Here is a 20,176-nt window from a genome sequence, read left to right on the forward strand (position 1 = left end):
ATCCGCCAACAATACTCGAGCATGAGCACTTTTCAGTTCGTGCTGCCTGGCAAATACTGCAAGATATCGATAACAAAGCACCAAGCCTGGAACCTTTAGATATTCTGTCTCTGATGGAAACCACCTCAATTTCCCCAAGTGATTTATTTAATCGACACGCTCACGCCCTTTGGCCGCTGATTGCTCCCAGCGACCTGGCGAATAATCCGGACTCCTTACCTGATGAATTCGCCAGCAAATTACAGCATGTTTTATCAAGCCTGGTATCGGGTGAGCTGGATGCAGACCGCGCCGATTACATGCTTCGCGACGGTTTTCACTCCTCGGTCACAATTGGAGGCTTTAACCTGGACCACCTGCTAAGCAATATTCATTTTGGTTGGTGTCCACAAACTAACTGGTTCGGTCTGGCAATTGCGGAAAAAGGCCTAAGCTCTCTAGAAGACTTTGTTTATAGTCGTCACCAAATGTATCGACAAGTCTACGCGCACAAAACAGCTCAAGGCTTCGACTGGCTGCTCCGCGCTGCGATTGATGAAGTGATGCAAAACCCCGAAGTGTCGAGCTTCGTTAACGCCAGTCTGGACAATATTGATAGTTTCAAGTATCTAACAGACAGCTATTTCTGGGAAGCTTTTCGAAAGCACGCTTCGGTTAAGAAAAACTCTTACTCTTCCTGTATTCTGGATAGACATAAGATGCGCTATCTAGCGACACGAGACAACCTCAGCAAAGAAGAAGAGCTTCATTACCTAAATTTCTTATCAAAGGAATTTGGTCACCCTGAGCAGCAATTAGTCTCATCTAGCATTACTGCACGATTCACAAAAATCAAAGATGGTTTTGAAGACATCAAAGTATTAGTATCAGATCATCAAAGACAAGCACCGACCTTAAAATTAATCTCGGATACCAGTCGTTTTTTTGATAAATTTACCGACGAAAGGATTACACACTTTTATCTTAATCCCGTCGACAAGGAAACGTATTAAGTTTACACGATAAGGACCCGGACGTTTAATGAAAACAAGAGATCGAATACTCCATAAAAGCCTGGAGCTTTTCAATGAGCTGGGTGAACCGAATGTCACCACGCTATTGATTTCTGACGAGCTTGATATAAGCCCGGGGAACCTTTACTACCACTTCAAAAGTAAAACTGACATTCTGACGAATTTATTTGAGTGGTTTGAAAATGAAATGGGAGCTCTGTTGGAAGCGCCCAATACAACGCCAGATATCGAGGATCAATGGTTCTTTCTGCACTTGATATTCGAGCACATTGAAAAGTACCAATTTCTTTATAAAGATATCGTCCATGTGCTCGGTCGCCATGACAATATCAAGCTACGCTTCAATAAAATCATTCAAAAGAAAAGGAAAGCTACGCTCAATATTTTGAAGGGACTAGAAGAGCAAGGCAGTATCGAAGCAAATAATGATGAGCTCGAAGCCTTGTGTGAGAATATCGTACTAACGGCAACGTTCTGGATCAATTACTGCATTGTCTCGAGCAACAAGAGTTTGTCTGAAGACATGCTCGCTCGAGGCGTTTATCAGGTTATCTCGCTGGTGGCACCGTTTTTAGATAAAGAACAGCGCCAACTACTCAACGAATTGAAAAAGGCCTACTTGTAGGCCGTTCTTCTAATCATTGATCAAACGATTATTTCTCAGCCAGTTTGGCCTCAAGCTCAGACACACGTTGTTCCAGTTCCGCAACACGATGATTAGTTGGAATCCCTAAGCGCACCAAAGCCGATGATACTCGCTGATCGAAAACACTCTCAAGCTTACCGAAGGTACCGCTGGCTTTCTCTCTAACATCCTCAACACGATCCTCTACCGCCTTGAACTGTTTTTCTACTACGCCACGGGTCAGGCTTTCTATTTCCTCACCTTCCTTTACAAGCTTGTCGAAAATCTTTCCGGTATCTTCTTCAGCTTTATTGTAGGCCCCTAAACCTGCCAACCAGATCTGACGTGCAGACTCTTTGATTTTCTCGGATAGCTGCGAGCTCTGGTCACCATCCTTTATTTGTTTGATCTCATCGCTCTGGTCGATATCTTTTGACATATTTCACCCTCTCGTTCGAGACTACTCAATACGGGTAATCGTGTCGCTATACACCCGGTATTGATTCAGTAACTAGCGTTTAACCAGCCCTGCATTAATAAGATTTTACAATTTAGCCTTTGTTGAATGCAGCTTTATTGTCTATACCCAATAGTATCGATAATAAAAGGTTTATGAAATGGGTTTGATAAGTAAATCGGCACTAATTGATTTAATCGTAGGCTGGTTGACACACGAGCGTCCTCCCAGCAGCATTCCTATGAGTGACTTTGAGCGCACACGCTACGAAATCAAACCTGGCGACGTAATCCTCATCGAAGGTCGTAGCCGAGTGAGTGATGTCATCAAAACCATTACTCAAAGCTGCTGGTCACATGCCGCTCTGTATATTGGCCGGCTTCATGAAATTGAAGACCCTACCACAAGACAAAAGGTTAAAGAATATTTTGACGGGCAACCCGACGTTCAGCTCATTGTCGAAAGTGAACTTGGTATGGGTACGCTAGTCAGGCCGCTATCAACTTACGATAGAGAGCATATGCGCATTTGCCGACCTAGGGATTTAACCTATGGCGATGCTCAAAAAGTAATAAATTACGCAGTCGGCCGACTTGGTACCGACTACGATATTCGCCAAATCTTCGATTTACTACGCTTTCTGTTTCCCTGGCTAGTGATGCCACGAAAATGGCGCTCGAGCCTATTCACCTCACATGTAGGCACCACAACGAAGACAGTCTGCTCAACAATGATCGCAGAGGCTTTTGCTTCAATTCAGTATCCGATTCTTCCCTTGGTCAAGCGCAGCGAGCAACATGAAGTAAAAATCTATCGACGCAACCCCAAACTGTGCACCCCCAGTGATTTCGATTACTCCCCCTATTTCGACATCATCAAATACCCTTTTATGAATTTTGCCCAATCACAACCTCATTACCGCCTATTGCCCTGGGATACGGACAATATTCACTCAGAACACAAACCACACCGCTAAGTGCTGGAGTTCCAGCACAGGCTAATCTCTCGTCGGCTAAAAACCATATCAAAGGTTAGCACGCCAACTTAGAAGAAAATATCATTAAAAAATGCTTGTTTTTTGAGCGATCTGACTAATACTTTGAGTGTCTGATAAGCGAAGTGCAATTATCAGCAATGAAAGACTTTCATGGATACTACTCGCACTATTTACCGGATTCGTATCCCAGCGAATCCGGTTTTTTTGCTTGACCTGAATTAAGAACATACTTCTCTTAGGTAATCTCAAATCCAAGCGATTTAATCAATAACTCTGCTCATGACTCTGCTACACTAAAACTAACAGACTGAATCTTTGTTCATTTATCAATTCTATCAAGTACTATCAGGTTCAGATTTTCAAAACACTCCAATATAAGTACGTTCAGGCACACTACCGGCTCAATGAATATTTCATTCTTAACTATTTCAAATAGTATTGGACTCCTGGCCTTCCTGCTACTCGCAGTATTTATCGCTAGCAAGTATTTACGCAGATCCGTTGATCGTTCCTTACTACTTGCTGCGCTAGCAAGCAGTTTATGGATGGGCGCATTGGTCGCACAAGGCTTAGGCTTTGATGTGCCATTCTATCTACGATACACCTTTGAACTCATTCGCAATGCAGCCTGGTTTGACGTTCTCTACGCGCTCTTGGGGATTAGCTTCATTCCTAACCAACAACAAGGCAGAGACCGCTTTTATCTCAGTTCGGCCATTCTCGCTCTGCTCGCTGCTATGGTCTTTATTACCTTGGCCCAAGGTATCTCAGGCTCACAATGGGTGTCCAGCTATTCGATTCTGTTGTTTCAGGTATCACTTTCTATCGTCGCACTTTTACTTTTAGAACAAGTATGGCGTAGCGCGAATATGTATAGCCGTTCCGGAATCAAATACCTAACCATCGCGATTGGCACCCTGTTCTGCTACGACTTCTTTATGTATTCAGATGCACTCTTGTTTCGCGAGTTATCCGCCCCACTATGGGAAACGCGCGGCGCAATTAATGCCCTGGCCGCTCCTTTTATCGCGTTGACTTTAATGAACAACCAAAAACAAGTCATCGGAATGCACGTCTCACGTCAAATGGCTTTCCATTCGACAACACTGGTGGTCGCCGGAATCTACCTTATCTTAATTTCTGCCGGTGGCTACTATATCAGTGTATTTGGTGGCACGTGGGGTGAAGCTCTACGAATACTGTTTATCGTAATCGGCCTAATAACATTAATACTTCTAATTAGCTCTCCAATTCTACGCGCACGTATAATGGTTTTTATTAGTAAGAATTTTTTCGACTATAAATACGACTATCGCGACGAATGGATCAAGAGTACACGCGCGCTTTCTGATACAGATACCTCCCACCCTCCATCACTACAGGCGATAAAAATCCTTGGCGACTTGGTCGGGAGCCAGTCGGGCGCGATCTGGATTAAAGACGAGGAAGGTTTATTCAAACCCAAAGCACAATACCACCTACCTGATGCAAAGTTCGGAGACATCGACCATCATTCCGAGCTAATAACCTTCTTCACCCAAAATGACTGGATCATCAACCTCGATGAATACATGCTAGACCCAAGCAAATATAAGCTGATCGAAATTCCGGAAAGCATGCTTCACCTCGAGCACCCATGGCTGATTCTGCCCCTTGGGGTCGGTGAAAACCTATCCGGATTAGTCTTGCTATGTGAACCCATCGCAACGATTGACCTAAACTGGGAGAATTACGACCTGTTGAAAATTGTTTCTCAGCAAGCATGTAGCTACATTGTTCAAAGTGACTCTCAGGAAAAGCTAGGTACTGCCATGCAGTTCGAAGCGGTAAATAAAGCATCTGCCTTTCTGGTTCATGATATAAAGACCATTATCGCGCAGCTATCTTTGCTCGTTAAGAATGCCGAAAAGCACAAATCCAACCCTGCTTTTGTTGACGATATGATTCGCACGACAAGCCATACAGTCGAGAAAATGGATCACCTGCTACAGCAAATTCATAATCCAAACCAGAACAATGAGGAAGCTTCCGTTGAGCTAGGTGAAATATTGCTAGAGATCTACCAAAGTCATAAAAAATCTAGCCCATCCCCGTCTTTAGAAGCACTTGAGCAGCCAATATGGATACATGCAGACAAAGAACAACTGCGTTCCGCAATAGGGCATATCGTTCAAAATGCCATAGATGCGACCGACAAAGCAGGAGAGGTCTCCATTGCCAGCAAGCAAACTTCCGAGCATATCTTTCTTTTTATACAAGACAGCGGCATTGGTATGAGCGAAGAGTTCATTCAGAACCAATTATTTAAGCCTTTTGAAAGTACCAAAGGCCTTACGGGTATGGGAATCGGCGTGTACCAAAGCCGTGAATATTTAAGAAAACTAGGCGGCACAATCAGCGTCACGAGCCAGATAGAAGTAGGCACCTGCTTCACCTTAAAAATTCCTCTGGCTAAAGGTTAATTCAAGGGTAAAATTTCAATGCTATTTCAAAGACTGTACGGGTAATTAAACGTGAAACGAAAACTTTTAATTGTAGAAGATGATCCTGGCCTACAAAGCCAAATGCGTTGGTGTTTTGAAGGCGTTGACGTACATCTCGCATCAGACAGGGAAGCTGCGTTGTCCATACTCCGTCGTGAAGAGCCACAAGTCGTGACACTGGATCTTGGACTACCTCCAGACCCAGGCGGTTCAAGCGAAGGCTTTCAAGCGCTCGAAGAGATACTAAGGCTAGCCCCAACAACAAAAGTAATCGTTGTTACTGGACGGGAGGAAAAAGAAAATGCTGTCAAAGCTGTTGGCTTGGGCGCAAGTGATTTTTTCCAAAAACCTTTAGATGCCGATATTCTTTCATTTATTGTTGATCGAGCCTTCCGCATGCATGAGCTGGAGAAGCAAAATCAAGAACTATCAACAGGCTCATCCTCATCACGCTTAGCGGGCATTATAGCGAGTAGCAGCAAGATGCTAGAAGTCTGTCGAATGATAGAAAAAATAGCACCTGCTGATGTGACGACCCTTTTATTAGGTGAAACCGGGACAGGAAAAGAAGTACTCGCGAAAGCAATTCATCAAGTTAGCCCAAGGCAAGATAACCCGTTTGTCGCTATTAACTGCGGAGCAATTCCTGAAAACCTGCTTGAAAGCGAGCTATTTGGACACGAGAAAGGTGCTTTTACTGGCGCAACCCAAACCAAACAAGGAAAGATTGAACTCGCAGATAGCGGCACTTTATTTCTTGATGAAATTGGCGACATGCCGATGCCGCTTCAAGTTAAGCTATTACGCTTCCTTCAGGAAAGAGTGATTGAAAGAGTTGGCGGCGTTAAACCGATACCCGTAGATGTTCGAGTTGTTTGCGCAACCCACCAGAATGTCCAACAACTCATTGACCAAAACTTATTCAGAGAGGATCTCTATTATCGAGTGAGTGAAATTTCTCTCAATATCCCCCCCATCAGGGAGCGTGACGGTGATGCGATTATCATTGCACAAGCTTTGCTTAAAACTTTCGCTCAACAAATGAACCGTCCGACATTAGCATTTAACGAAGATGCGATGCGAGCAATAAAGAGCTATGAATGGCCAGGTAATGTTCGAGAAATTATTAACAAAGTAAAGCGGGCAGTCATCATGGCTGATGATAAGCTTGTCACGAGCTCAGACCTTGAGCTGTCAAATGATGCTTGTGCGACTGAAGAGGCGCTTAATCTTCGCCAAATAAGAGACGCAGCAGAAAAAACGGCAATCACACAAGCTATTCATGCCGCACAGAATAATATGGCGCAAGCAGCTAGACTACTCGGAATTACTAGGCCGACACTCTATAACCTGACGGAAAAGTTTGGAATTAATACCCACGAGCAATAGCCCTATTCGCTACACTCATAGGAGTAAGAAAAAAGCCTGCTTCATGCAGGCTTTTTCTCAAGGGTTACTGCTTGGCTCGAGCAGCGTTTAAATGCTCTTCAATTTCTTCCATTTCCGGAGCGAGCTTATGTGCTTTCTCTAGATAAGGTAAGCCTTCAGAAACCTTCCCGTTATCAACGAGTACCCAACCATAACTATCAAGAACGGCTGGACTCTCCGGCGCTAAGTCTACAGCTTTAGCTAACAGCTCTAACGCCCTCGAATCTTTTTTCTCAAAATAGATCCACCCTAGATTATTCAGAGCCATGACGTTATTGGGCGCAATTTTCAGAACTTTTTCATAACCTTCAACCGCTTTTATACGTTGCCCCCGCTGCTGATAAGCTAAGGACTGATACATAAGCGCTGGGGTACTGTTAGGTAGCTTAACCAACCAATCTTGAAGGAACTTGTTTTGGGCAGGCTTATCACCCAAAACACCTAGCACTCGATATAGTTTTTCAGCTGTAGAATCTACGGGTGCATTTCCCCAGCTTTGCATCAATAGCTTACGCGCTGTTGAATAGTCATTCTTGGATAGCGCAATATCACCGCGCAATATGTTCACAACAGGGTGGCTATCATTAATAGCCTCTATTTGACCAAGTACTTTCTCAGCCTCATTAACACGTCCAGCCTTCAGCTCAAGATCAACTAAAAAAGACAATAAGCGCATATTATCCGGTTCACTCGTTAGAACCTCAGCGACTTTGGTACGCGCCGTAGCGAAATCGCTCTTACGCATTGCAATTAAGGCTTCAACATACTTAATTCCATCACCTAAACGCTTGGTTTTTCCATCTTCTCCGTGAGCCGCTTTCGCTTTTTCAAGATACGCTTTAGCATCCGATACATTCTGCTGTGAGATCGACTCCTGAATCAGTACATAATATGGCGCTAGCTGAGCATTACTATTTGCGAAGAACTCTAATTTACTACGTCCTTCGGCACCTTGATCTTCGATAAGATAAACAGATAGCAAACCTTTATAACCCAACTCACTTTCGGGGAACACCCGAATAATTTCATTAAACGTTTGCTTTGCTGAATCGCCTTTACTTAAAGATATCTCAGCTTTTCCTTTCGCAAACAAGGCATTTAGATAACCTTCACCTTCCTTGTTTACCTCTGCAGCCATAGTAAAACGTTTTAACGCTGTGGATATATTCCTTTGATTCAGCGAGAAGTAACCGGCTACTAAATTGGTCGCATAATCTCTTGGTTTAGCTTTCAACGCACTGGCGATAAATTCTTCAGCTTTCTTCGCTCCGTCATGACGCAAGTGGAAACTTACAATGCTTCTTAACAGTTGAAGATCTGAACTATCTAGCTTGTATGATTGATCTAGCTGTTGCCATTCTTTACCTTTATTCGCTCCTGGGCCACTACGGTAGTAATCTGCCAAAGCAAGGCGAACCCGAATATTCTTTTCATCAAACGACAAAGCTTTCAGAAGGGCATTCTCACCCTTTTTGTACTGACCATCAGATATTGCTGCTAAGCCATACAATGCAAGTGTTTCGGGCGCCTTACTGCGATCAATAGTAGGCTCAAGTATTTCTAGCACTTTCTTTGGCTCATTCATTTTCAGATTCGTCGCCGCATAAATGTGACGCGTCATCTCATTTGCGACTTCCGGATCAACACTTTCTGAAAGGTATTTAGAGGCTGCGGTATTATCTCCTTCCAAATAGCTAATAATACCTAGTAGCTGAGTCGCTAGCTTGTATGAGGGATAATCATTTAATATCTCGATCAAAGTTGCTTTAGACGCATCCAATTCGCCTGCTTGCATTTTCTCGACCGCAAGCTGATATTTCTCTTTTACTTCATTTGAACCCGGGAAGGCTTCGGATAACAGTTTGGTGTAAATATAGGCTTCGTTAGAACGGCCTTGGCGAGTCAAAACATAAGATAGCCGTTCTAATACAACGGCTTTTTCCGGCTCAATAATATCTGTATTATCCATAGTAGAAAGCAAATCGGTCAGAATATCTTCGGCCTGTTCCAGGTTCTGTTCACCAATTGCAATACCAGCCAATAGAATTCTTGCTTTACTAAAAGCCTTGGCACCCTTAGGTATGGAATTAAGCAAGCCTTTCGATTCTTTTACCTGGTTAGATCTTACTAAAGCAGTTGCTTTTCCTAGGGTAGCGAGGTCATTCCCTGCCTCGTCATTAAGAATTTTCTGATAGGCATTGACTGCTTGTTCAAGCTCGTTCAAACCTAACAAGTTATGCGCACGAAGCATTTGAAGCTCAACGCTATTGCCACTTAAGTGCTCATCCAGAACAAGCTCAGCAGATAAGTACTTGTGCTTACCTTGATAAGACTCAACCAGTGCGACATAGTAACTTTCATCCTTGTCGGTACTCACCTGCTCCAATAAGCTAAGCGCCGCGTCATATTGCCCTAATTTAATCAACATCTCGGCATATTGAACAATTGAAGAGGCTTCGCCACCCGACTTCTTCACCGCATTTTTATATTCAATTGTCGCGGCTTTATATTGACCTTGCTCGGCATAAGCTTTAGCTCTCGCTAGATGATTCGCGTTAAGCTCTTTCTGATCAGTTTCTCCGCAGGCAATCAACATACTTACTAATACAGCAGATATGAACAATCGCCCAACTTTATTAAACTTCATCCTTTAAACCCTATGATTAAAATTCCAGATTTTCACTGTAGCTAAGCTCTATATTCAAAGCAAGCCATTCTAGTGTTTGCTAGACATATCCACGCAAAACCAAGTAATCAAAAACTTCCTTTGCTGCACCTTCTATACTTAAAACACCCGCGTCAACCACGAGTTCAGGATCTTCGGGGGCTTCATATGTAGAGTCAATACCCGTAAAGTTTCGAATCTCTCCAGCCCTCGCCTTTTTATACAAACCTTTCGGGTCTCTCCGCTCACAAACACTAAGATCAGTACAAATATAAACCTCAATAAACTCCCCTATAGGGAAGAGCTTTCTCACCATTTGTCGATCTGAATTAAAAGGAGAAATAAACGCAGACTGGACAATCAAACCCGCATCGACAAAAAGTTTTCCTACCTCACCAATTCGTCTGATATTTTCAATTCGGTCTTGAGCAGAAAAACCCAGATCCTTCGTCAATCCATGCCTAACATTGTCACCGTCTAAAAGGTAGGTATGCTTACCTTTCTCGTAGAGCATCGCATCTAAGGCATTCGCGACACTAGACTTACCTGCACCACTAAGGCCGGTAAACCAGATCATGCAGGGCTTTTGATGTTTTTGCTTAGCACGGTCTTCTCTTTGGATTTGATGGTCGTGCCAGCGGATATTTGGGCTTTTCATAATTGAGGTCGTTTTAAGTTGTCTTATATGAGCAATATCGGTCGCGAAGTTACTATTAGTTACTTTTATATAGTTTTCACTAACCTTATTTTTCAGCTAAGCTTAACACCATTACAAAGCATTTTAATAACCTTAGCAGTTTTACAACTGTTTACCGCAACGAACGACTAAGCCGTTAACGACTCACGTACATTGCGGTACAGCTACACTTTGGATGAAGTTATGACACGGATCGCTAGGCAGCCTGTGCTGTGGTTAGCGGCAATTTTTGCCCTGTTGCTATGTTATCTAGGAACTTTCTACCCCAGCCGTTTAGTTCAACTTCATACTCACTGGACCACTGCTGGCGATTTGGATATGGGCTATATCCTTCTCGCTTTAAGCGCCTATTTTTCATATAAGAACCTTGGATCGAACAAAGTTCAACCGAACTATCTATTATTACCTGCTGTCATTCTTCTGACCGCCGGGTTTGTTTTATCTCAAGCTCTGGATATAAAAACACTGTTTTTTTTATGCCTTGCTTTATCGCTGCCCTTATTTAGCGCAATAGTTCTAGGCTTTGCAAGTACTCGTAATATTATCATTGCATGGAGTGTCGTCTTAATGGCGATGCCTTTCTGGTACCTGGCAATCCCTTTCTTACAAACACTGACTGTTAAAGTTGTTTCTTACCTTGCCTCCCTACTATCACTAACGGTACTTGTTGAAGGAAACTACTTTACCGTCACCACCGGCGTAGTTCATGTTGCTGGGGGCTGTTCAGGGTTAAAGTATTTTATGACGGCTTTGTCACTAGCATTGATTTCCTCAGCGTTTAATAGAAGACGTTTTCGTCATGCATTGATAAGCCTTGCGATTGCCGCAACACTTGCAATGATCGGAAACTGGATTCGGGTCTTCATTCTATTACTCATCGCCTATTATGAGGGCGTTAGCCACCCTTTAATGGAAGACCATGATACTTTAGGGTGGATTGTGTTCGGTGCCGTGATGCTTCCATGGTTTTTCATCGACCGCCACTTCGATGCAGAAGGCGAACAAGAGTCACCTGTAAAACAAGATACATCGCAGCCATTGAAACAACAAATTCTCTCGTTAACAGCTTGCACAGTTTTACTAATCATTTCCCAACTAGCACTTAGCCCACCAGAAAATAGAGAATACCAGGTAAGCCAACCTAAGCTACCAAAAACACTAAATGGCCTAACACTCGATACAACTCGAGCGACCAACTGGAAACCTCACTTTCCACAACCAACCAATTTAACGCGAGGCTTATACGGAGCCTTCGGAGACCAGCTCGACCTATACATCCTCACCTACCTAAACAATAGTAATGTAGAAATGGCCAATAGCCAGAACACAATATTTGATAAGAACAGATGGCAGCTAATCAATGATTATGCATGGACAAGTGATCTACACCCAAACGTAAGAATTCGTATCGCGCTTGCTAAAGCAGGAAGAACGCACCGAGTAGTATATTACTGGTATAAACATGGAGCGCAATTTGCAAATTCAATAGGATCAAGCAAGATAGCACAATTAAAAAAATCCTATCTTGATATCCATGAATCACAACTTGTTGCTCTCTCGAAAGAATGCAACCTGAAGTGTCAAAGTAACTTAACGCCAACTCAAGGTATGCTGGATACAATAATCCAGTTACACATACAATCAAATTCTGATATAAGTTCAAGCAGCGACATCGAGAGTTAACCTATGTGTGGAATAGCAGGTTTGTTTGGCCTCCCCCCGTTTGAAAAAGATCGCTATGCACTTGCCAAGCAAATGGCAGGACAATTACGCCATCGAGGCCCTGACGGACAAGCTTACTATCTAGATAGCCAAGCCTTATTGGTTCATACGCGTTTGAGCATCATCGATATTCAGGGTGGTGAGCAGCCTATTCATAATGAAGATAAATCAGTATGGGTTAGTTTTAACGGCGAGATATACAACTTCCCTGAACTGCGAGAAGTATTAATTGCTAAAGGCCACCAATTTTATACCCATACCGACACCGAAGTTATCGTTCACCTTTACGAAGAATATGGCCTGGATTTTGTTAACCACTTAAACGGCCAGTTCGCAATAGCACTTTGGGATAAAAAACAACAACGAGCCGTTCTAACTCGTGACCGGGTAGGTATATCTCCACTATTTTATAGCCAGCAAGCACAATCACTCGCTTTTGCATCAGAAGTTAAAGCCATACTGTGTACACTTCCTTCAGCACCAAAACTAAACCTAAACTCTTTAGACCAAATACTTAGCTATTGGGCACCTGTCTCTCCTAACACAGCATTTGAGAATGTCTACGAGGTTAAACCAGGAGAGCAGGTTGTTTTTGAGAAAGGAAACTTAACGCGACGCCAATACTGGGATTATCCATTTTCATCTGGAACCGCCCCACACATAGTAGATGAAAAGATTGCAGCGCAGAAGGTATCTGAACTTCTAGAAGAAGCCGTTCGCATTCGTTTAAGGGCTGACGTCCCCGTTGGAGCCTATCTTTCGGGCGGCTTAGATTCATCGATCCTGGTTTCACTCATCAAACACCTGGATCACGGAGACCTCAGCACCTTTTCACTCACTTTCGAAGATGCTGACCTGGATGAAAGCAAGCACCAAAAAACCATGGTCGAACACTTAAACACCAGTCACTTTTCAACACAGTGCAAGTACAGCAATATTGCGGATGACTTCTTGGACTGCATAAAGCACACTGAAAGCCCTATTGTACGTACAGCGCCCATCCCTATGGGTCGCTTATCAGCCCTGGCTCGACAGCAAAACTACAAGGTAGTACTAACAGGAGAAGGAGCGGACGAAATATTCGGTGGTTATGACCTTTTTAAAGAAGCCAAACTTAGAGAGTTCTGGTCACGCCAGCCTGACTCATCCTGGCGCCCTTTATTAATCAAGCGCTTATATCCTTATTTAGATATGTCTCGTGACCGAGCCGGCTCCTTCTTGAAAGCTTTTTTTGGTGGAGGTGTAGACCAACCGAACCATCCTCTTTTCTCACATTTGCCAAGGATCGCATCAACTTCAAAAGCAAAAATTTTCTATAGTGACGCCTTATCATCAGAATTAAATGTTAATGCAGAGGAGAGACTTATCGCCTCATTACCAGATCGGTTTGATTCATGGAAGCCGTTCAATAAATCCTTATACCTTGAGAGTAAAACCTTGATGGCAGGTTACTTGCTCAACTCTCAAGGGGATAGAATGTTAATGAAAAACTCAGTTGAAGGTCGCTTCCCCTTTCTTGATCACAATGTGATTGAGTTCGCCAGCCAATTGCACCCAAAACTCAAGATGAAAGCGTTCAACGAAAAGTACATTCTAAAAAAAGCGATGCAAAATCGTTTGCCAAATACTATTGTCCAGCGTTATAAACAGCCTTATAGAGCACCTAACATACCATCCTTTTTTAGTGACAGTACGCCCGAATACGTTGAAAGCTTACTAAGCGAGAATTCTTTGAAAGACAGCAATTACTTCAACCCAAACAAAGTGGCGCTACTATTGAAAAAAATTAAATCAGGTAAGGCAATTAGCCAAAAAGACAACACAGCGCTTGTATCCGTCTTATCAACCCAAGCCTGGCACCATCATTTTATTGATCAATTTGAGAGTAATTTCAAAAACCATCACTCTAATGATACCGAGTTACACAGAATCAGTTAGAATAAATAATCCTTACAATAATGTAACAACATCTTTTTATTTAAGATTTAGGAAACACTATGAGCAATGAAGCAACGCTAAGAACATTTATCCTTGAGAACTACATGTTCACAGACAATCAAGACGAACTCAAAAATGATGACTCTTTTTTGGATAAAGGCATTCTAGACTCCATGGGAATACTCGAAGTCATTGCACTGCTTGAGGATGATTTTAACATCACCGTTGAAGATGAAGAGATGGTTCCTGAAAACCTTGACTCAATCAACAACCTACTAGCTTATATTTCTAAGAAATCTGCATAGTATGACGATAGCAAGCATATTAAGTGCGCTGGCGAAGCATGCTCATTCTACTCCAGACCGGACTGCCGTAACATATAGTGTTAACGAAGCAAGGAATCTTAGCTATTACCAGCTAGCTTGCCTTGTTAACATCTATAGGAAGAAGATTAAATCATTGAATATTCCTAGCAACGACAAAGCTGTTATATGCCTGGAAAATTCCGCTGAATATATCGCTCTCCTTTATGCTTGCTGGTCTCTAGACATTACTGTTATTCCACTGCACAGCCAAAGTGCTGTTCGAGAAGTTCAACATATTCTGGATTTCTCTCAAGCGAAGTTAGCCATCACCAAAAATAATTTGGCAATAAACTTAGAAAACTCAGTTCAACACCTCAAGGTAGAGGCAAATGAATTTGAGCTATTATTAGACACGGAAGCAGCGAAACCCGACTTAGACCAGTGGGTAATCCCAGCTGTTGAGCACAACGCGCTAATCTTGTTTACCTCTGGCACCACAGGAGACCCTAAAGGTGTCATGCTTTCTCATAGTAACCTGCTTGCTAATACTCAATCAATTGTCCAATACCTGAGCTTAAGTGCGACCGACTGCACCTATTGCGTATTACCATTCACATACAGCTACGGCAACTCAGTATTACAAACTCATATTTATGCTGGGGCAAGTATTTGCTTAGGGCAGTCAATGCTCTACCCTAAACTCATTGCTGAAGACTTAAACAAAGCAAGCATTACGGGTTTTTCTGGTGTACCCTCAACATTTCAAATTCTTTTACATAAGACTAGCTTTGCCAAAATACATCCGCAACTTAGATATATTACCCAGGCAGGTGGAAGTATGAGTGTTACGACTACCAAAGAGTTACTAGAGGCACTACCTAACACCGATATTTACGTCATGTATGGACAAACTGAAGCGTCAGCAAGGCTCACCTACCTGCCGCCAGCCAGACTACTAGAAAAAGCCGGCTCAATCGGCATCCCAATACCTGATGTAGAGTTAGCGATTAGCGATGAAAGCGGCAAACTATTGGGGCCAAACGAGACAGGTGAACTTATTGCCAAGGGAGACAATATCATGCAAGGATATTTGAGCAACCCAACGGCTACGGAACAAACAATTACAGGTGACTGGCTACACACCGGCGATTTGGGCTACAGAGATATTGATGGTTTCTATTACATCAAAGGCCGCCAGAAACAAATGATTAAATCTGGCGCTAACCGTATTCACCCAGAAGAAATTGAAGAAGTTATCCTGGAGTGTGATGCTGTTAGCGAGGTTTCTGTCACTGGAATCAAAGACGAGCTGCTAGGCGAAGTCATCGCTGCTTTTGTAATTCTCAAACAGGGCTTTGGTGAAGACCCAAAACCGATCCGCTATCATTGCCGGAAAAATCTACCGCCTCACAAACAAGTTAAGGAAATTTTCTGGGTCAGTGAATTTCCTCGCACAAGTAGCGGAAAAATAAAACGTCACGAGCTAGCAAGCTTTGCCAATGCGCGCAAATAACTCATTTACGGAAAGAAGAGATCACTAATGAATAGCCAAGTTGAAAACCTACTTAAACAATACACCCAGTTAGACCATGCAGCTGAGGTAGAACGCATTGGGGGATTTATTAGAGACTCCTTACGAAAAACGCTACACCGTCGCGGCTTGGTCGTCGCAATATCTGGTGGAATAGACAGCTCAGTTAGTGCAGCTTTAGCTGTCAGTGCACTTGGCCCGAAAAAAGTATTTGGAATCTTAATGCCAGAAACAGATTCTTCTTCAACTAGCTTAGAGAGAGGTAGAGCTCTAGCCGAGCACCTCGGCATCGAGTATACAGTTCAAGATATTGCCCCAGCACTAGAAGCAATAGGTTGTTATGAATGGCGCGATCAAGCGATCAAAAAGACCTTCCCAGAGTATTGCGAAGGTTGGAAAAATAAAATAGTGATCGATGGAGGGGCTAAAGGACAAATTAACCACTTCAAACTTGTCGTTGAAGACCCGTCCGGCAAGCAGCAGCAAAAGCGTTTGGGTTTAAATGAGTACCTGACAATTGTAGCAGCAACAAACTTTAAGCAACGTATCCGTAAAAATATGGACTATTTCCATGCAGATCGGCTGAACTATGCTGTAGTGGGTACACCTAATCGAGTTGAATATGATCAAGGCTTCTTTGTCAAAGGTGGAGACGGTTTAGCAGACATCAAACCAATTGCTCACCTATATAAAACACAAGTATATGAATTAGCTCGTCACCTAGGGCTGCCTGAAGAAATCTGTAGTGCCACCCCCACTACCGACACCTACAGCCTAAGCCAGGGGCAGGACGAATTTTACTTCGCTCTTCCATATAACAAAATGGATGTAGCGCTGTGGTTCTATAACAACGAAAAGCCATCATCAGAGTTAGCAGAAGCATTAAACACGAGCACTGAACAAGCAGACTTTATTTACAATGATATTGAAAGCAAACGTAAAACAACTCAATATTTACACCTCCATGCACAGTTAATAGACAAGGTTGATTTGGGTTGGTAATGATGAGTGCTAAAAAAAGCCAAACGAAAAACAATCAACAAAAAGTTTTTGACAGGCTTGCCGTGCGTTTTAAGGATCGAATTCGTGAAACCGTTACAGACAATGAAACGGAAGGTGTCGACTCATTCCTTAAACAAGCTTTTGTAAATAGCCCTTTGCGACACTCCCCCGAGTACAACGATTGGCTATTTTCAAATAACATCAAAAACCCCCGATATATCGCTTGGGACGGGAATGATGTTGTCGGCACCCAGTATGGTTTAAAGTGTACGGTTAATTATGCCGATAAGGTTTACTCAGGGTGCTGTGCCATTGACCTCTCGGTCGATGAAAAATGGAGAATGAGAGGCCTAGGCGTTGCTTTGATCAAAAAGCTCATGGATCAACATGATTTCGTTATAGGCCTAGGGATATCTCAAGCTGCTCAAGCGATGTTTACAAGATTGAACTGGTACAATCTTGGAAATATAGCTTTCTATATTAAACCTCTTACAGCAAAAGGATTTTCTAGCACCCAACAAGGCCATGGGGTAAAAGGTACTATAATTTATCCAACAATAGCCTGGGGCGTTCGTTTTTTTACTCGACTAAAGCACTTAGTAAGAACTAGAAAAACGATAAAACCGATATCCCAAGTTGAGAATTATAAGAAGGATTTAGAATACCTATACAACAAGGAACATAATCTCAAAATACTCAACATTAGACAGAATGCTGAGTATTTTGAGTGGCGCTACATTGAAACACCATCACAGCACCCTTACGACATTCACTTCCTATACGAAGGAGAAAACCTATCAAGCTACTTGGTTACAATGATTAGTGAGTGGCAAGGAAAACAGGTTCTAGCAATTTGTGACTACTTAGCTCCAGATTCAGACTACCCTGATCTAATCAAGCTAAGTGAAAAGTTAGCCTTAGAAAAAAATGTTGATGCAATCATGTATCAAGGCATCAACCTGGACATGGAACACGAATTGAAGAAGTCACTTTTTATAAAACGTCCTCATGGTGATCTATTTATGCTTCACTGTAAAGGTGAAGCCTGCAATCTAATGCAAGCACAGGATATAAAAAATTGGCGAATTACATTTGCAGACTCTGATATGGATTTCATGTTCTTCAAACCTTAGATAGTTTATGAATACCAGCTTATGGATACTAATCGTAGAGAATTCTTAAAACTAACCACTAGCGCCGGTGTAGGCCTTTCACTTGGCATTTCTCTCAATGGCTGTAATGAATGGAATACTGAAAGCCTAGCATTTTCACCAAAAGCTTGGCTAAGTATTCACACAGACAATCGAGTTGTCATTACCTTACCCAAAATCGAAATGGGGCAAGGAATCATTAATGCAATACCCGCAATCATAGCGGAAGAATTAGATTTAGAATGGTCAACTATAGAAATCAAGCTGGCTGACGCGGACACGAAGCATGCCCAACTTCGAACCAGTGGAAGTAGCTCAATCAAGTCACTATGGCTCCCTCTTCGAACTGGGGCTGCAGGTGTCAGGGGCATGCTACTACAAGCAGCAGCCCAAACTTGGGAGGTTGATCAACAAAGTTTAAGCACCAAAAATGGCCAAGTTATAAACCAGCAAACAGGAAAGCACATTAGTTATGGCGACTTGAGTAAGCTGGCCAGCACATTCCACCCCCCTAAAAATCCTGCTCTTAAAAAACCTAGTGAATTTAACTTTATAGGGAACAAAAACCCTAGCCTAAACGTTCACGACATCGTCAAGGGACAGGCACAATATGGTATCGATACTGAGCTGGAAAACTTGCACTATGCTGCAATTACTCACGCCCCCACATTTAAATCAACACTAGCGTCAGTCTCCACTACAAGGCAATTAAGCTCCGGTGTTAAAGGAATAGTAAAGCTAAATAACGCCGTTGCGGTTGTAGCTACGTCCTATTGGCTAGCGAAAAATGTCTTATCAACCTTAAATATTACATGGCACTCCGAAACAGATAATGACCTAAACCAAGCTCAGATAGAAAGAGACTTTATTGATGCCTTAAGTCACACTGGCAAGCTCGTAAAACAATTCGGCAACGCCTTCCCTTCAGGAGAAGGTATCAGTGCTGATTATCACAGCGCGTATCAAGCTCATGCTTGTATGGAGCCGATCAATTGTACCGCCCATATTCACGATGATGGCTGTGACGTATGGGCACCAACTCAACATCCAATGATGGCCCTTGGTGCAGCGAGAGAGGCATACCACACACAACTTGGTAAATGGAGTTCAAAAGTTCTTCGTAAACTTGGAATATCTGATAATGTTAGAGTTCATACCACTCTTTTAGGAGGAGGATTTGGTCGTCGACTGGAGCAGGACTTTGTTACCGAAGCTGTCATCATTGCAAAAGAGTTCAACTTTCCGGTTAAATTACTCTGGTCAAGAGAAGAGGATATACAAAATGATTTCTACCGACCTTATTCATCTCACCGTATAGAATCCCAAATAGACAAAGGGAAGATTACTCACTGGAGACACACAGCTTCTGGGGCGTCAGAGGGGAAAATAAGTGGTGGTGCCATTGACTTCCCATACGATATTCCCAATCGGTCACTCTATTTTCAAACGCTAGATCACGGTATCCCTATTGGTTCTTGGCGCTCCGTTGCCTATTCAAATCATGTTTTTGCAACTGAAAGCTTTATAGATGAAATAGCTCACTACGAAAACACAGACCCTTTTCTCTTTAGACAAAATTTACTTCGACACGATGACCGTTCAAAGAGGCTTTTAGAAAAGTTAAAAGAGGTAAGTAAATGGAACTGGCATCTTAGCAAAGGAGAATATATTGGCATCGCCTTTAATAGAGGGTTCGGAAGCTATATTGCATTAACAGTTCTGCTAAACAAGAACAAAGAAGGCATTACAATTACGGAAATCCACTGTGTCGTTGATTGCGGCACCGTTATCGACCCAGACTCAGTGACAGCTCAAATAGAAGGCGGAATTCTCTATGGATTAAATGCTTCGTTAGGTCATTCAATCACAATACAGAACAACCGCATTGAGCAACATAACTTTGATGATTACCCCCTGATTAAAATAAATGAAACACCAAAAATATACATTGAGGTAATTCCTAGCAATGTTGATCCTGGTGGAATTGGTGAAATAGCCGTGCCAATCATCGCACCAGCCATCGCTAACTCAGTTTATTCCGCTACAGGGGTAAGGCATAGAAGAACGCCGTTTAAACTTTAGTGACTAAAGAAGTATCAATAGATCGATATTAAAGGAAATTACCTTGAAATAGACTGCTTCAATCTCTAGCTTCCCACTCA

At 42.6% G+C, this 20,176-nt stretch carries 15 protein-coding genes; 12 read left to right on the forward strand and 3 right to left on the reverse strand.

The window, feature by feature from the left end; translation table 11 throughout:
• A partial coding sequence (locus A3763_RS28850) for a phosphohydrolase (protein WP_068760296.1) occupies positions 1-992 on the forward strand: 992 nt, incomplete at its 5' end.
• Positions 993-1,020: 28 nt separating this feature from the next.
• Positions 1,021-1,638, forward strand: coding sequence for a TetR/AcrR family transcriptional regulator (locus A3763_RS18120; RefSeq protein ID WP_068508108.1), 618 nt, complete (start codon positions 1,021-1,023; stop codon positions 1,636-1,638).
• Between the two features lie 28 nt (positions 1,639-1,666).
• Here the strand turns inward: A3763_RS18120 and A3763_RS18125 are convergent, their stop codons facing one another.
• Positions 1,667-2,077, reverse strand: coding sequence for a phasin family protein (locus A3763_RS18125; RefSeq protein ID WP_068515273.1), 411 nt, complete (start codon positions 2,075-2,077; stop codon positions 1,667-1,669).
• Positions 2,078-2,255: 178 nt separating this feature from the next.
• Here A3763_RS18125 and A3763_RS18130 point away from each other — a divergent pair, with 178 nt between their 5' ends.
• The 3 genes from A3763_RS18130 to prsR all read left to right on the forward strand — a co-directional run bounded on the left by A3763_RS18130 (position 2,256) and on the right by prsR (position 6,964).
• Entirely contained in the window at positions 2,256-3,071 is an 816-nt protein-coding gene (locus A3763_RS18130; RefSeq protein ID WP_068508906.1) for a YiiX/YebB-like N1pC/P60 family cysteine hydrolase, read from the forward strand.
• 425 nt (positions 3,072-3,496) lie between these two features.
• A complete protein-coding gene (prsK, locus tag A3763_RS18135) occupies positions 3,497-5,554 on the forward strand; it encodes an XrtA/PEP-CTERM system histidine kinase PrsK (RefSeq protein WP_068515274.1) in 2,058 nt (685 codons plus the stop codon).
• Positions 5,555-5,605: 51 nt separating this feature from the next.
• A complete protein-coding gene (gene prsR / locus A3763_RS18140) occupies positions 5,606-6,964 on the forward strand; it encodes a PEP-CTERM-box response regulator transcription factor (protein ID WP_082865148.1) in 1,359 nt (452 codons plus the stop codon).
• A gap of 64 nt (positions 6,965-7,028) precedes the next feature.
• On the opposite strand, the gene A3763_RS18145 is transcribed toward prsR, so the two are convergent.
• On the reverse strand, positions 7,029-9,650 hold the full coding sequence (locus A3763_RS18145) for a tetratricopeptide repeat protein (protein ID WP_068515276.1): 2,622 nt from the start codon (positions 9,648-9,650) through the stop codon (positions 7,029-7,031).
• A gap of 79 nt (positions 9,651-9,729) precedes the next feature.
• Positions 9,730-10,326: an adenylyl-sulfate kinase gene (cysC, locus tag A3763_RS18150; RefSeq protein WP_068515286.1), complete on the reverse strand. Its 597-nt coding sequence runs from the start codon at positions 10,324-10,326 to the stop codon at positions 9,730-9,732.
• Between the two features lie 222 nt (positions 10,327-10,548).
• Here cysC and xrt point away from each other — a divergent pair, with 222 nt between their 5' ends.
• From xrt to A3763_RS18185, 7 genes are read left to right on the forward strand one after another with little or no spacing between them, the layout of a single operon-like run.
• Entirely contained in the window at positions 10,549-12,048 is a 1,500-nt protein-coding gene (gene xrt, locus A3763_RS18155; protein WP_068515288.1) for an exosortase, read from the forward strand.
• Positions 12,049-12,051: 3 nt separating this feature from the next.
• Positions 12,052-14,025 carry an asparagine synthase (glutamine-hydrolyzing) gene (gene asnB, locus A3763_RS18160; RefSeq protein WP_068515289.1) on the forward strand — a complete coding sequence of 658 codons (1,974 nt, stop codon included), beginning with the start codon at positions 12,052-12,054 and terminating at the stop codon, positions 14,023-14,025.
• Between the two features lie 59 nt (positions 14,026-14,084).
• Complete coding sequence (locus tag A3763_RS18165; protein ID WP_068515291.1) at positions 14,085-14,330, forward strand: acyl carrier protein; 246 nt, start codon at positions 14,085-14,087, stop codon at positions 14,328-14,330.
• Position 14,331: 1 nt separating this feature from the next.
• Entirely contained in the window at positions 14,332-15,843 is a 1,512-nt protein-coding gene (locus A3763_RS18170) for a class I adenylate-forming enzyme family protein (protein ID WP_082865367.1), read from the forward strand.
• Positions 15,844-15,870: 27 nt separating this feature from the next.
• Positions 15,871-16,863 (forward strand): NAD(+) synthase, encoded by a 993-nt coding sequence (nadE, locus tag A3763_RS18175; protein ID WP_068515293.1) that lies wholly within the window; start codon positions 15,871-15,873, stop codon positions 16,861-16,863.
• A complete protein-coding gene (locus A3763_RS18180; RefSeq protein ID WP_068634201.1) occupies positions 16,863-17,996 on the forward strand; it encodes a GNAT family N-acetyltransferase in 1,134 nt (377 codons plus the stop codon). Before nadE ends, A3763_RS18180 begins: the two co-directional genes overlap by 1 nt.
• A gap of 21 nt (positions 17,997-18,017) precedes the next feature.
• A complete protein-coding gene (locus A3763_RS18185; protein WP_068515303.1) occupies positions 18,018-20,096 on the forward strand; it encodes a molybdopterin cofactor-binding domain-containing protein in 2,079 nt (692 codons plus the stop codon).
• Positions 20,097-20,176 lie beyond the last annotated feature (80 nt).

The organism is Oleiphilus sp. HI0128 (assembly GCF_001635365.1).